Source organism: Methylovirgula sp. (assembly GCF_037200945.1).
Classification (GTDB): domain Bacteria; phylum Pseudomonadota; class Alphaproteobacteria; order Rhizobiales; family Beijerinckiaceae; genus Methylovirgula.
Window position 1 is genome coordinate 2,585,444 of record NZ_JBBCGP010000001.1, and the last position, 12,635, is coordinate 2,598,078.

Consider the following 12,635-nt stretch of genomic DNA (forward strand, 5'->3'; position numbering starts at 1 on the left):
AGCGCCCCGAAACCATCGTTTCGGGGCGCTTTTCTTTGCTCGGGGCGCGATGGAAAGCGGACAGGTTTATTGGGAAACCGCGAACCCGCACTGCTTCTGTTCCATCCCGATCTGCTTCGTGATGCGGACGGCGTTCTGCGCGTAGGCCTTGGTCACGGAGCCGCTGTTCACGCTCTTGCCTTTCAGCGGACTCACACCTGAGCAAAGGTGGAAGACATGCGGCGTCGTGGACTTCTTGGCGCCGTTTTCCGGCGCGATCCAGTAGACGACGTCCTGACCGGCGGGGTGTGCCGCGTCTTTCGTCGCCGCAGTCACCGTGGAGGAGTCCGCGGCGATTTCCTTCGCCTGGGTGGCGACGTCGGGCGAACAGGCTGTGGTCGGCTGCCCCGTCTTGATCTGGGTCGCGCAGGCGTTCATGTCCTGGGTGTACTGCTCGACCGACGGGGGGTGGTAGCTGACCCCGGTCAGAGCCGCGATCACGGCCAGCACGACGCCGACGCCGCCAGCGATCTTCTTGGTCTCCGGATCCATGTCCTTGTCGGTCAGGATCAGGAAAAGCAGCGGGAGGAACGCAATCAGCGTGATGATCGCGCCGAGCTGGTTTTGGAAGAAGAATCTGGCCGTGTCGGATGCGCGGGCCGGATCGTGCGTGTTGGCCGCCTTCCACAGCAAGTTGCCGGCGATTGCGAAGACCGCGATCCCGACGAGCAAGCCGATCAGCAGCGGCATGTTCCCATGGTCGAATTTGTGCTGGTAGAGCAGGTAGATTCCGGCGATCTCGCCGCCAATGGCGACGATCCAGCAGAGCAAGGCGAAAAGGCGGAGGCGCGTCGCGGCGGACTTCTGACCCTGCGTTGCTTGCCAATCCCTGGTAACGTCTGCGTCCGGCTTTTTGTTTGTCATGACCAAATCTCTCGATATCGACACTTTTGCGAGCGGCGGCAAATCGAAAGACTAACCTGCCCGGCGCAGCGTCATTGAACGAAAGTCTTCGTTGCCCGGCGTGGCGACGCGGCGAAATGCGGAATGCCACAGCAGACCACTGTCCGTCGTCAGATAATTTGAGACTGATCAGGCGTTTCGAGAAGAGAGGCGCTGGCTCATCAGGGGTTAGAGTTTAAGCGGCCTGCAGTCGGTGCTGCAAGCGGCGGTTTGCGATGGTAGCAAGCTTGATGCGTTTGCGTTCTGCGATGATCGTCTCTGCTCTGCCGAAGTAGACGTCGGCCGGTGTGACGTTTTCGATGCTCTCATGATAACGGACGTGATTGTAGTGCTCGACGAAGGCGCCGATCTGCCGCTCGAGATCGCCGGGTAGATAATAGTTGTCGAGTAGAATGCGGTTCTTCAAGGTTTGGTGCCAGCGCTCGATCTTGCCCTGGGTTTGAGGATGATATGGTGCGCCGCGCACATGTTGCATGCCCTTGCCTTCGAGCCACCTGGCCAGGTCGTCTGCCACGTAACTCGCCCCATTGTCGCTGAGAAGCCTCGGCCGGTGTACAACGGTGATGTGATCAAGGCCCGATGCCGCCAGTGCCTGGTCGAGCGTGGCCGTGACGTCGGAAGCGCACATTGTGGGACCAAGCCTCCAGGCCACGATGTAGCGCGAGAAGTCATCCAGCACCGTGGAGAGGTAGTACCAGCCCCAGCCAGTGATCTTAAGGTAGGTGAAGTCGGTCTGCCAGAGCTGGTTGATAGTGGTGGTCTTGTCCTTGAACTCGTTCGCCGCCTTGATCACCACGTAGGCCGGGCTGGTGATGAGGTCGTGTGCCTTCAACAACCGATAGACCGAGGCCTCGGAGACAAAGTACTTTCTCTCGTCGGTGAATCGCACGGCCAGCTCTCGCGGCGATAGCTCAGGGACCTCCAGCGCCAGATCGATGATCTGGCTGCGGACGTCGTCCGGGATACGGTTCCAGACGCGATCCGGTCGTGAGCGATGATCGGCCAACGCCTCAGGCCCTCCCGCACGATAGCGATCGTACCATCGGTAGAAGGTAGCGCGGGGAATGCCGAGCTTTTCCAGCGTGCGCTTGGCAGGCAGATGCGACTGCTCAACCAACTCGATGATCTCGGCCTTCTCGGATGCAGGATATCTCATGCCTCGTCCTCCCCATCCCCGTTCATGCTTTTTTTGAGCAGGCGGTTCTCCAGGGTCAGATCGGCCACGACCTCCTTCAATGCGGTGGCTTCGCGACGGAGATCCTTCACCTCGCCGGACGTCGCGGCACGAGCTGTGTCGCCCGCCAGCCGGCGCTTACCGGCTTCGAGGAACTCTTTCGACCAGCCGTAATACATCGAGGCCGCAATGCCTTCCCGCCGGCACAGCTCGGAGATGTTCTCTTCGCCACGCAGTCCCTCCAGCACGATGCGGATCTTCTCTTCCGCAGAGTATTGCCGACGCGTCTGGCGCCGGATGTCCTTCAGTACTTGTTCTGCCGGCGCTTTGCCCGGTCCGGATTTCTGCTTCATCTTCGCTCCTTACGGCTACGATGAACCAGAAATCCTCCCTTCGTGAAGACCCTCAATTTGTCTCAGGGGTGCTGACGGCGAACACGAACAGCCAACTTTCGCCGCTTACGAGTTCGAGCGGCGTCAACCGAACCGGTGCTTATCGCTGCCGTACGAGCCAATGTACCAATTCGGCGAGACCGACCTCTGAGGTCGTCAAAACACGAATAGCAGGACAGTTCGGTTTGAGCATTAAACTTTGCTGCGTGCTCGCCTTTCGGAGCCGTCGGCGCCTCTCACAAAGTGGGGAGGCAGATGTCCGCTTTGCACAATCGTTAGCCGAGAGCCGTCGGTCCACACAGGCCCAATCCCTGCCGCCAGCCGCGCGGTAACTGAGAATTTGGGCTCAATGATCCATCAGCTGTCTCGCCGGCGAGCGTACAATTGTTGGAACGGCCCCGCGACGGATAAAGCTGACAGGTATTTGTTGGCGCCTACAAACTTATCCTAGCTTGGGAGCCTATCATCGGCGGACGAGCGGCAGAAAAATCTCGCCCACGATCTCCCGGATGATCTCGTCCGATAGCGGCTCGAACGTCATCAGCATCTCGTGGCGAGCCAGGTCGGTCGGCAGCGCGGCGATGCGCGGCGTGAGACGGTCAGGATCGACTTCGCCTCGCGCGATGCCGCGATCGAGGATAGTGCGGATAAGGCGGCCGTTCGCGAACTCCGCCCTCACGTCGGCGAAGTTGGACTTTGCGTCCGTCAGGTCACCGGTCATGTCGAACAGCAACCGGAGGATGTCTGGCCGGGCGCGGTCGGACAGCCGAGCAAACGCTCGGGAAACGGTCCTCGACGGCTTAAAATGGCGGGCAGATTATGAAGTACGAACCGGATTGAAGAGCCCAAAGCGTCCTCCGTGGGAATCGAGACGTCGGCCGACAGGATCGCATACGCAAATGTTCAAACGTCGTTCAATTGAAGAGTTCCAGCGACAGAAGAACGCCGGGTTCGGGTCGAACTGTCATCGTCTGTTTGGACGCGCTTGAACAGTCGATTCTTGCGATTGGTCGAATGGGCATTTCAGCCAGCTACATAGCTTTCGCTAGTCTCGCTCATTAGAAAAGGGCCGCCGCCGTCCGCTTTTAAGCAGACTGCGATCCAAGGCAACCTTCGCATCAGACCGTGGTCATTGGCGTGATATACATTTTCATGGCCATTCGTTCTACATTGCGTCCGCGTTGGCTTCCGAAGAGAAGCTTTCCACCGTATGCGTACCTGCCCGGCAGGCAACCGCATCCCGTACGCGACCCTGCGGGGCACAGCTACCAAGTCGAGCCTGTGGTTTCGGTGGAGGCGACGCTTGACTCTGACCCGTTCCTCTGGGGTCTCGACCTCTTCAATCACGGTTATTACTGGGAAGCGCATGAAGCCTGGGAAGGTCTTTGGCAGATCGCACGTCGGGGCGACCCATTGCGTATCCTCTTCAAGGGTTTGATCCTGTTGTCGGCGGCCGGCGTGAAGATCCGAGCGGACAAAGATGCCGCGGCCGTGCATCACGCCGGACGCGCCGCGGAGCGGCTTCGTCGCCTGACACCGGACCCCGCCTTCGAGCGCGCACTCGGCATGTCACCCTCGACCCTCGCTGAAAACGCCGAAGCGGCCGTAGGAAATTCCACTGCGGTACAGGCAACAGCTGCTGGGCAGCCCCAACCCGTGTTTGATTTTATTCTGGGATCCCGCGGACTGCGGCGTGAGTCATTGACCAGAAGCATCCATCCTTGGCCAAATGATCTGCTAGCTCAATGTATCTCAAACCCTGACTTTGATATCCTCGCCAACTCCACAGCGAAGGTGTCGCGAGGCTTGAGTTCGGCTTCATCCGTTAGGAAATTACTGGAACCCAATGGCGCCCGTGACTGAAGGGCGACCACAAGCCCGTCAATGTGCCGGAAACGCGTCTAAGCCGATCGGCGTCGGCTTGATCGGTCCCAAATCCTGGGCGCGCTCCCTGGTGAGGCGCTGTCGCGAAATTCTCTTCGGCTGTTCTTCGATTTCCGGGCTATCCGGATTTCAGCGTGGAAGTCCATCAGCGGTTAATCAGACTGCGGTCCCCTGGGGGTTGCCGCCAGTGCAACAGCAAGCGCGCACCGCGCGGCTGCCACCTTCTCACTCAGGCCGGGCAGAATGTCTTTGATCGTGCGCCAGACGATCGTCAGATTGATGCTGTCGTAACCGTGGGAGACGAAGTTTCGCATTTCATAGGCCTTGCTAAGTTCCAAGCTCTCCTGGTGCTTGTCCCAAAAGTCCGGATCGGCCTTTGCTATGCGGTTGCTTGCCTCGCCGATGATTTCGAGGTTTCGGATCACGGCGTCCTGCACAAGCTCGTTCTCATGCCGTCGATGTAATGAGCGATCTTGGCTATAGCCCGAATGATGTGGTCAAGCGAGTCAAGAACACGCCGTTGCCTCGGATCGGTCACAGCGGGCGCGCTTCATTCACAACCTGGCTGCGGAATTTCACCGACAAATCTTCTGGAGTCTTTACGTCAACGCCGATCGGCACAAGCCGTTTAATGTCGCGCATGATGCCGGCGATATCGAACAGCGTCATGCCGTTGCCAGCGTCAATCAATAGATCGAGGTCGCTGCCCTCGTGATCGTTGCCATGAAGCACCGAACCAAAGACGCGCGGGTTCTGCCCTTTGTTGCGCGCAACAATGCAGCGGATTTCTTCGCGGTAAAGCGCAAGGGCGTCGGACGGTCTCATTCCTTTTAAATAGGTGATTTTGTATTAAAAATCAATGTTTACGAAAGAGATCGAGCGCTTTGAGTGTCGCACAGCGACCGCCATTTCCCCGCTATCTTCCGGATAGCCGATTTCCGATTGCCTCGCGAAGGGGCTAGCGAAGTTGATGCGGGGAAGGGCGGCAAACAATTCTGAAGCAGCGTGTGGAATCTATCCCTTCAGTGTCTTGATGACCGGGGCTAGAATCGCGCGCGCGGCGCGTGCGGCGCGAACCGGATTGCGCGCGATGATGGCTTCGAGAACGCGGGCATGCGCCGGACCGTTGGGTTCGATGACATCGCCGCGGCCGAAATAGGCGTCGAGGTGCTGCTGTTCGTATTTGAGGAAATAGCCGTACAATTCCTCCATGGCAGCGTTATGCGCGGCGCGGGCGATCGCGAGATGGAAGGCGAGATCGCGGGCGACGAAGGCATTAAAATCTGTGCTGCCATAAGGAGGTATTTCGCCGCGTTCGTCGAGCAGGCGGGTCATGTCCTCTATATCAGCCTTGGTGCGGCGCGTGGCGGCGAGACGGGCGACGTCGGTTTCGAGTGTCGCGCGCAGTTCGAAATGGTCGTGTAGGCTGGCGCGATCGACACGGCGCAGCATTTCGCCAGGATCGACATTGGAGCGGACGTAGGTGCCGTCGCCTTGGCGCACTTCCAGCATGTTGGCGTGAGAAAGAACGCGCACCGCCTCACGCACCGTGTTGCGGCCGACGCGCAGCATCTCGGCCAGTTCGTCTTCCTTCGGAATACGCTCGCCGACTTTCCATGCACCGCTCTCGACTTGCGAACGGATGATGACGATCGCCGAGTCGACGAGCGAGAGCCGGGCGACCTGCGGGCATTGCGGTTCGGGCAGAATCGATTTTTCAATCATGCGAATTCATCCCTCTGACCGGCAATTGTCATGGACCGTGCGGCAGATCAATCTCGGGGTTCTGCTTAGGCGCAATCGGATGTGGAAGCAGCGCCACGACCGGAAGCCTGGGCTGCGGCGTCCGATGTAGCAGTTCGTTTGCTTCCCACCCGCCGCCCAATGCTTTGTAGAGGCTGATCAAAGCTGCATCGGCGCCGATGGCGGCAGCTATTTCGGCGTTCTGCGCGTCGAGCAAACGGTTCTGGACGGTGAGCACGTTGAGGAAGTCTGTGGCGCCCTGCGAATATTGCAATTGCGCGGCCGCGAGCGCGATCTTGTCTTGCGCCACGGCGGTCGCCAGAAGATTGCGCTCGTTTTGTGCGGCGTTGTAGGCCGTCAACGCGTCGTCGACTTCATGCCAGGCCTTCAGCACGGTGCGCCGATAATCGAGCGCCGCCCGTTTCTGCTGGGCTTCCTTCAGTTCGAGATTGCCGGTCAGCCGGCCGCCTTCGAAAATCGGCAGGCTGATGACGGGACCCAGGCCGTATTGCCGAGAATTCCAGAGCCCGAGATGGGAGAATTCGAGCGACTGGATGTCGAGGCTGCCTTCGAGCGTGATGCGCGGATAGAAATCGCCGATGGCGACGCCGATATCCGCCGTCGCCGCGTGCAATTGTGCCGCTGCGGCGCGGATGTCGGGGCGCTTCTCGGCGAGTTCGGAGGGCAGGCCGACGGGCACTTTGCGGGGGATCGGCGGCAGCGGCCTGGCAGGCCGCAAGGAGCTGGCGAGCGCCCGCGGCGGCGCCGCGACCATGAAGCTCAGCGCATTGATAAGTTCGGATTCCTGGCGTTGGAGCGGCGGCAGCCTGGCACCGACAGCGGCGACATCTGCCGTGGCATTGGCAACGTCAAGATTGGTCGTCGCGCCATTGGCGAAGCGCAGCTTGGTCAGCGCCAGGCTGTGTTTGGCGACGCCGAGATTTTCGCGCGTGATGGCGATCTGCGCCTGAACGCCGCGCAAGGCGACGTAATCGCCGGCGGTCTCGGCGAGCACGCTGATCAGCACGCCGCGCCGATAATCCTGCGAGAGTTCGACGCCGGCGTCGGCCGCCTCGATCGAGCGGCGGACCCGGCCCCAGATGTCGACCTCCCAACTCGCGTCGATCCCATATTGCCAGAGGTTGAAGGCCGGCGAAGACGCGTTGCCTGTGTCCGCCGAGGTGATTCCCGCCGGGCCGAAGCCGGGTGAGCCATTGGCAATGGTCGCCGGCGTGTTCGTCGCCGTCGTGCCGAGCAGGTTCAGAACGCCGTTGGGGCTCGCCCGCTCGTTCGCATAGGACGCGTTGACGTCGGAGGACGGATAGAAGGCGGAAGCCGCCATCTCCCGCTCGGCGCGGCTTTCTGCATAGCGCGTTGCGGCTTCGCGAATGTCGAAATTGTCCTGCGCCACGCGCACTTCGAGCTGCGCAAGCTGCGAATCGGCGAAGATGCGCCACCAGGCGGGATCGACTGGCGCGGCGATCGGCCGGCTCGGCGCATTCGGCCCTTCGGGCCTGGCGAAGACCTGCGGCATCACCGGCACGGGCTTGTACCAGTCCGGACCCACAGCGCAGCCCGCCAGAGCCAGCAGAAGTGCGCCGATCCCCGCGTCGCGACAAAGCGGGCCGATGCGTAATGCATATTCCCCCACAGGTAGACTCCCCCGAACGTTCATTGCGTCGCCAGATGGTCGAGAGCGCGATTGATGTCATTCTTGTCGGGTGTGCTGTGCGTATCGAGGGTCGTCTCGACCGACATGCCGACCCGCAGCCGCGCCCGCAAAGACTGGTCGGGATCGAAGACGATCTTCAGCGGAATGCGCTGCACGACCTTGGTGAAATTGCCGGTCGCATTATCGGGGGCGATCGGTGAAAACGCGATGCCGCTTGCCGGCGCGAGACTGTCGACGTGGCCGGTCAGCACGGCACCCGGAAAGGCATCGACGGTAATTTCCACCTTCTGGCCGAGCGCCAAATGGGTGAGCTGGGTTTCCTGATAGTTCGCGAGCACATAGGCTGAATCGATTGGCACCACGGCGAGAAGCGCGGTGCCCGGGCTCACGTAATTGCCGACGCGGATGGCGCGTTGGCCGACGACGCCGTCGACCGGTGCGAGCACATGCGTATAGGACAGGTTGAGCCTGGCCTGGGCGAGTGCCGCCTCGGTGCGTTTCGCGTCGGCGAGGGCGCGGTCGCGCTGGGCCTGCAGGATGGCGATCTGCCGTCGCGCTGCTTCGGCGGCTTCGCTGTCGCGCTCCTTGGCGGCCTCAGCCTGTTGTAACTGCGCCGCCGATTGTTGCTGCTGTTCGACCGTGCCGGCGCCGCCCTTCGACAGGTTGCGGTAGCGCTGCGCGTTGGCGCGGGCGAAAGTCAAGGCCGCATCGTCGGCCAAGATATTGGCATCGGCCTGGCCGATGACGGGCGTCTGGCGGGCGAGCTCGGCGGAGAGATTGGCGACCTCTGCTTTCGCGGCGTCAAGCGTACCCTCCGCCGCGGCGACGGCTGTCCGATAGTCGCGGTCGTCGATGTGGACGAGTTCCTGGCCGGCCTTGACGCGCTCGTTGTCCTCAACCTCGACCTTGTCGAGGAGTCCGGAAATTTTCGGCGCGACTGTGCTGAAATCAGCGGTGATATAGGCATCATCGGTCGACTGGATGCGACCGTCGCCGATGATCAGCCGATCGACGCCATAGGCAACGCCGGCCAGAGCGACGACGCCGAGGCCGATGAACGCTGTGTTCTTGAAGCTCATAGTCTCATCTTGGGTTAGCGGATGCCGGTGCCCGCGCCAGCGCGGTCGACGGCGCGTAGACGCGGGTGGGCAGGACGAGGTTGAGGAGGAGCATCACAGCGACGAAGCCGACCATGAGGAGATAGACGTCGGCGGCGGCGAGAACGACGGCCTGGGCGCGGGCATCGGCGCCATAGCCGACAAGGCTCGGCTGGTTGAGAATGGTTTGGAGTGTGAAGCGGTTGGCGCCGAGGTGGTCGAGCAGGATGTTCGAATGGATATGCTCGCGCCAGGTCATGAGCGATTCGATCGTCGCCAACGCAACGGCGCTGGCAAATCCCTTCGTCATGTTGAACATGCCTGAGATGAATGGCCCGTCCGTCGGCGCAATGCTCATCGTGACCAGCATGAGGATCGGAATGATGATCATTGGCTGGGCCATGACCTGTATGGCTTCGAGCAGATAAAAATTGCCGCGATACCAGTCCGAGGTCAGAGAGCTGCCGAGGAAGAAGGACAGGCCGATCAGTGCCAGGCCGCCGGCCATAACGAAGCGGCAATCAACGCGCGGGAGATTGCAGAGAAAGGAGACGATAAGCAGTGCAGCAAGTTGCGGCAAAGCAAGCCCCAACAACATGAGCGGCGCCGTCTGCAACGGCCGGTACAACCTGATCTCGGCGAGGAAGAGTGAGGGAATCGCCGAATTGACCGCTGCCAGGATCAGAACGCCGGAAATTGCGAACAAGCCGAAGCTGATGTTGCGCGAGCGCAGCATCTGAATGCGGAAGAACGGCAGTGGGTGGTACCATTCGTTGATCGCGAACAACGTGAAAAGGAAAGTTCCGCCGACCAGGAGATGGACAATGACCGGTGAGCGGAACCAGTCCAGCCGGTCGCCTTGCATGAGGCCGATGACCAGCATGCAGATCGCCGGCAGGCCGAGCAGGAAGCCGCGCCAATCGAGCTGGCGGAAGCGTTCGAGCCGCAATGGGTCCTGCGGGAGCCCGTAGCCGATGAGGGCGATGGCGAGAAGTGAGAAGGGAATGCATTCCCAGAACACCGAGCGCCAGCCGAGATATTCGAAACAGAAGGCGCCGAGCGGCGTGCCGAGATTGGGACCGAACGTCGCGGTGAGCGCATAGGCGCCGAGGCCATAGACTTTGATCTTAGGAGGCAGATAGCGCAGCGCGACGGTCATCAGCATTGGCGGCATGCAGCCGCCGGCGAAGCCCTGAACGATGCGCAGCAGGCACAGGCTCGGCAGATCCGGCGCGAAGGGTGCGAGCGCGCCGAGCACCGCGAATGTCGCCATCATCACCATCGTCAATTGGCGAATGGAAAAGGTCACCCCGAGCCAGGGCGCGAACGCCATTGCGGCAATCTCAAAGGCTTCATAGAGCGCGGTAATCCATGTTCCTTCGTCATGGCTGATCCCCATGACGCCGCGAATGTCGGTCAATTCGACATCTGTTACATGTTCATTGAAGCCCGCCACCAGGACCGCGAGGAGCACGCCGGAAAGGCCGGCGACAAGCCGTGCTGTGAAAGGCGTCGGCGCCGGGGCGGGCACCGCGGCCTTCGCTACCACAGGCGCCACGGCGCTCACTTGCGGCGACGCGGCGGCGGGGGCGCCATCACGCGACGCGACAAACGTGGAAATGGCTGTGGTCATCCGATTATCCAGAAACTGGCCGCAGAACGGCCCGCCAGAGCAGAGGAACGGTTCGGGACATGCCGCTTGCCCTGACTATAGCTCCTATCATAGGATGTTTAACCCGGCAAATCCCGGTTTCGCGAGTTGAGGTCATTCATGTTTCGGAAGATTCTGGTCGGCATCGACGGTTCGCAACGGACCCAAGGGGTGCTCGAAGTCGCTCAGCAGATGGCGCGCAGTTGCGGCGCGACGATCGAGCTTCTAACCGCGGTTGATCCAGCCTACGCCCTGGCCGAGACGGATGGGAAGCCGAGCCATAACGACGAGATCGATTATCCTGCTGCAGCCATCGAGCAGGAAGGCATCGATGCCGTCATGAACACCACATTGGCGCGGCTGCGGGCGGAGGGATTTACCGTCGAGGGCACGGTCGCTGCGGGCGCGCCGATAGACCTCATCTTGCAGACCGCAAAGACCAAACAATGCGATCTGGTGATCCTCGGCCACCGGCATTTGTCCTGGTTCGGCAAATTCACCGAGCGTTCGGTCTCTGCCGGCGTGCTGGAGGCGGCGACGGTCCCTGTCCTTGTCGTGCCGCCCGACTAAGCGCGCTTACTCTGCCTTGCGCGTAGCCATAAACCTGATTGAGTGTGCGCTGGCGACGGTCGCACTCAAGGATAACTTCGCGAGATGTTCAGGCGGTCTCGAGGCAAGATCGACCCGGAGCTAAACCTCGGATTCTGAGGTCACGGAGTTCGATTTCGATGCCGCGTGATATTGGCGCGGTTCTATCCGCAAAAGGGAGGCAGCATGGCGAGGCGACGATGAGGTCCGTCCATCGATTGGAAGGCGACGGCGGGCGAGATGTTGACAAAACGCTTCACCTCGCCGCCGTCCGTGTTGGTATAAACGACGCGACGGATGACTATTATCAGTCGCGCTTTACTTTACGATAACAGTTGTTGCAACGTCGACATTACCTTTGATCGCATTCGAGTACGGGCAAATGGCATGGGCTCCATGCACAAGCTTCTCCGCGGTGGCCTGATCGACGCCGACAATTGTTACTGCGAGCGCGGCTGACAGCACAAATGCGTCTGCCTCGTTACGACTGAGGCCGATCTCGGCGACGACCGTGACGTCGTCGTCAGCGAAACGATGACCGGCTTCACGTCCAACGCGCAAAAGCGCATTCTCGAAACAGGCCGCATAGCCACCGGCGAAGAGCTGTTCGGGATTGGTCGCACCTCCTTTGCCGCCGAGCTGCGGCGGGAGAGCCAGTTTCAGATCGAGAAGGCCGTCCTCGCTTTGGATGAAGCCGTGCCGGCCGCCGCTCGCGGTGACCCGGGTCGAATAAAGAGTTGTCATGATATTTCCTTTGTGGAGTGAGGTTGAAGTTATCGGTTGATTGGATCCCGACAAATGAACGCCAAAGAGTGCTGTCATGTCGCGTTTGTCGGCCTTATGACTGAGGCGCGGGAACCGCGAATGCGTTCAAAAGGGCAGAGGTAGACAGGTACAGTCCAATAAGGTTGAGCATATCGACGAGGCCATGCTCTCCGAACATCGCTGTTGCCTGCCTATAGAGGTTGTTTTCTACACCGTGTGTCTCGACCAATTGGTGTGTGAACTGCCAGGCGATTCGGATGGCGTCGGGGGCCGCCTCCGGATCCTTTTTCTCCTGAATGGCGGAAAGGGTTGCCTCGTCGACGCCGGCAGATCGGGCGACCGCGAGATGCGCGTAGATTTCATAATCCGCACGCCATACAACGCCGATCGTGAGAATCACGATTTGCCGCACATCTTCAGCGAGCGACGTACATGCGCTCTCCGCGTCGACCCAGGCGTTGAAGGCGCGCGCCATCTGTGGGCTGAAGAGGAACACATTGAAAGGACCGATTAGCCGGCCGTCGGACAGACGTGATCGAAAGCCGGACTTCTCGGCCCACGGAAACTTGCTCGCTTCCAGATAGTCGAGGAGCTGTCTCTGATTCGGATCGAGTTGGGCGACGTCGATTAGAGGTAGCCGTCCTCCAAGTGCCTCGTCGTCTTTCATGAATAACTCCTCTCCTATAGCGCCGATATTGGCTCATCGGGGCAGAGCGGTCCGGTTTCC

13 protein-coding genes are annotated in these 12,635 nt (G+C 60.6%); 2 read left to right on the forward strand and 11 right to left on the reverse strand.

What is annotated here, in order from left to right; genetic code table 11:
* Window positions 1-66: 66 nt before the first annotated feature.
* From WDN02_RS12660 to WDN02_RS12670, 3 genes are all read right to left on the reverse strand, one after another.
* A complete protein-coding gene (locus WDN02_RS12660; RefSeq protein ID WP_337293838.1) occupies window positions 67-903 on the reverse strand; it encodes a hypothetical protein in 837 nt (278 codons plus the stop codon).
* Between the two features lie 214 nt (window positions 904-1,117).
* A protein-coding gene (locus WDN02_RS12665) for an IS3 family transposase (protein WP_337291674.1) occupies window positions 1,118-2,469 on the reverse strand; the annotation gives its coding sequence in 2 pieces (ribosomal slippage) (window positions 1,118-2,133 and window positions 2,133-2,469; 1,353 coding nt in all).
* 502 nt (window positions 2,470-2,971) lie between these two features.
* Window positions 2,972-3,274 carry a TetR-like C-terminal domain-containing protein gene (locus tag WDN02_RS12670; protein WP_337294934.1) on the reverse strand — a complete coding sequence of 101 codons (303 nt, stop codon included), beginning with the start codon at window positions 3,272-3,274 and terminating at the stop codon, window positions 2,972-2,974.
* A gap of 386 nt (window positions 3,275-3,660) precedes the next feature.
* Here WDN02_RS12670 and WDN02_RS12675 point away from each other — a divergent pair, with 386 nt between their 5' ends.
* Window positions 3,661-4,371 carry a DUF309 domain-containing protein gene (locus tag WDN02_RS12675; RefSeq protein WP_337293839.1) on the forward strand — a complete coding sequence of 237 codons (711 nt, stop codon included), beginning with the start codon at window positions 3,661-3,663 and terminating at the stop codon, window positions 4,369-4,371.
* A 173-nt stretch (window positions 4,372-4,544) separates the two neighbouring features.
* Here the strand turns inward: WDN02_RS12675 and WDN02_RS12680 are convergent, their stop codons facing one another.
* The 6 genes from WDN02_RS12680 to WDN02_RS12705 all read right to left on the reverse strand — a co-directional run bounded on the left by WDN02_RS12680 (window position 4,545) and on the right by WDN02_RS12705 (window position 10,537).
* Window positions 4,545-4,829: a HepT-like ribonuclease domain-containing protein gene (locus WDN02_RS12680; protein ID WP_337293840.1), complete on the reverse strand. Its 285-nt coding sequence runs from the start codon at window positions 4,827-4,829 to the stop codon at window positions 4,545-4,547.
* A 97-nt stretch (window positions 4,830-4,926) separates the two neighbouring features.
* Window positions 4,927-5,217 carry a nucleotidyltransferase domain-containing protein gene (locus WDN02_RS12685; protein WP_337293841.1) on the reverse strand — a complete coding sequence of 97 codons (291 nt, stop codon included), beginning with the start codon at window positions 5,215-5,217 and terminating at the stop codon, window positions 4,927-4,929.
* A gap of 189 nt (window positions 5,218-5,406) precedes the next feature.
* Window positions 5,407-6,117 carry an FCD domain-containing protein gene (locus tag WDN02_RS12690; protein WP_337293842.1) on the reverse strand — a complete coding sequence of 237 codons (711 nt, stop codon included), beginning with the start codon at window positions 6,115-6,117 and terminating at the stop codon, window positions 5,407-5,409.
* Between the two features lie 28 nt (window positions 6,118-6,145).
* Window positions 6,146-7,786 carry an efflux transporter outer membrane subunit gene (locus WDN02_RS12695; protein ID WP_337293843.1) on the reverse strand — a complete coding sequence of 547 codons (1,641 nt, stop codon included), beginning with the start codon at window positions 7,784-7,786 and terminating at the stop codon, window positions 6,146-6,148.
* Window positions 7,787-7,806: 20 nt separating this feature from the next.
* Entirely contained in the window at window positions 7,807-8,886 is a 1,080-nt protein-coding gene (locus tag WDN02_RS12700) for an HlyD family secretion protein (protein ID WP_337293844.1), read from the reverse strand.
* Window positions 8,887-8,890: 4 nt separating this feature from the next.
* Entirely contained in the window at window positions 8,891-10,537 is a 1,647-nt protein-coding gene (locus WDN02_RS12705) for an MFS transporter (protein ID WP_337293845.1), read from the reverse strand.
* Between the two features lie 138 nt (window positions 10,538-10,675).
* Here WDN02_RS12705 and WDN02_RS12710 point away from each other — a divergent pair, with 138 nt between their 5' ends.
* Window positions 10,676-11,125, forward strand: coding sequence for a universal stress protein (locus tag WDN02_RS12710; RefSeq protein WP_337293846.1), 450 nt, complete (start codon window positions 10,676-10,678; stop codon window positions 11,123-11,125).
* A gap of 336 nt (window positions 11,126-11,461) precedes the next feature.
* Here WDN02_RS12710 and WDN02_RS12715 read toward each other — a convergent pair whose 3' ends face one another.
* The gene (locus WDN02_RS12715; protein WP_337293847.1) at window positions 11,462-11,887 is read right to left on the reverse strand and encodes an organic hydroperoxide resistance protein; all 426 of its coding nucleotides are present in this window, start codon (window positions 11,885-11,887) and stop codon (window positions 11,462-11,464) included.
* Between the two features lie 94 nt (window positions 11,888-11,981).
* A complete protein-coding gene (locus WDN02_RS12720; protein ID WP_337293848.1) occupies window positions 11,982-12,575 on the reverse strand; it encodes a carboxymuconolactone decarboxylase family protein in 594 nt (197 codons plus the stop codon).
* Between the last annotated feature and the right edge of the window lie 60 nt (window positions 12,576-12,635).

Bases quoted from the DNA above. Each gene is read 5' to 3' on its own strand.
- WDN02_RS12660 (WP_337293838.1), bottom strand. From the start codon at position 903: ATGACAAACAAAAAGCCGGACGCAGACGTTACCAGGGATTGGCAAGCA.
- WDN02_RS12675 (WP_337293839.1), top strand. From the start codon at position 3,661: ATGGCCATTCGTTCTACATTGCGTCCGCGTTGGCTTCCGAAGAGAAGC.
- WDN02_RS12685 (WP_337293841.1), bottom strand. From the start codon at position 5,217: ATGAGACCGTCCGACGCCCTTGCGCTTTACCGCGAAGAAATCCGCTGC.
- WDN02_RS12690 (WP_337293842.1), bottom strand. From the start codon at position 6,117: ATGATTGAAAAATCGATTCTGCCCGAACCGCAATGCCCGCAGGTCGCC.
- WDN02_RS12700 (WP_337293844.1), bottom strand. From the start codon at position 8,886: ATGAGCTTCAAGAACACAGCGTTCATCGGCCTCGGCGTCGTCGCTCTG.
- WDN02_RS12705 (WP_337293845.1), bottom strand. From the start codon at position 10,537: ATGACCACAGCCATTTCCACGTTTGTCGCGTCGCGTGATGGCGCCCCC.
- WDN02_RS12710 (WP_337293846.1), top strand. From the start codon at position 10,676: ATGTTTCGGAAGATTCTGGTCGGCATCGACGGTTCGCAACGGACCCAA.
- WDN02_RS12715 (WP_337293847.1), bottom strand. From the start codon at position 11,887: ATGACAACTCTTTATTCGACCCGGGTCACCGCGAGCGGCGGCCGGCAC.
- WDN02_RS12720 (WP_337293848.1), bottom strand. From the start codon at position 12,575: ATGAAAGACGACGAGGCACTTGGAGGACGGCTACCTCTAATCGACGTC.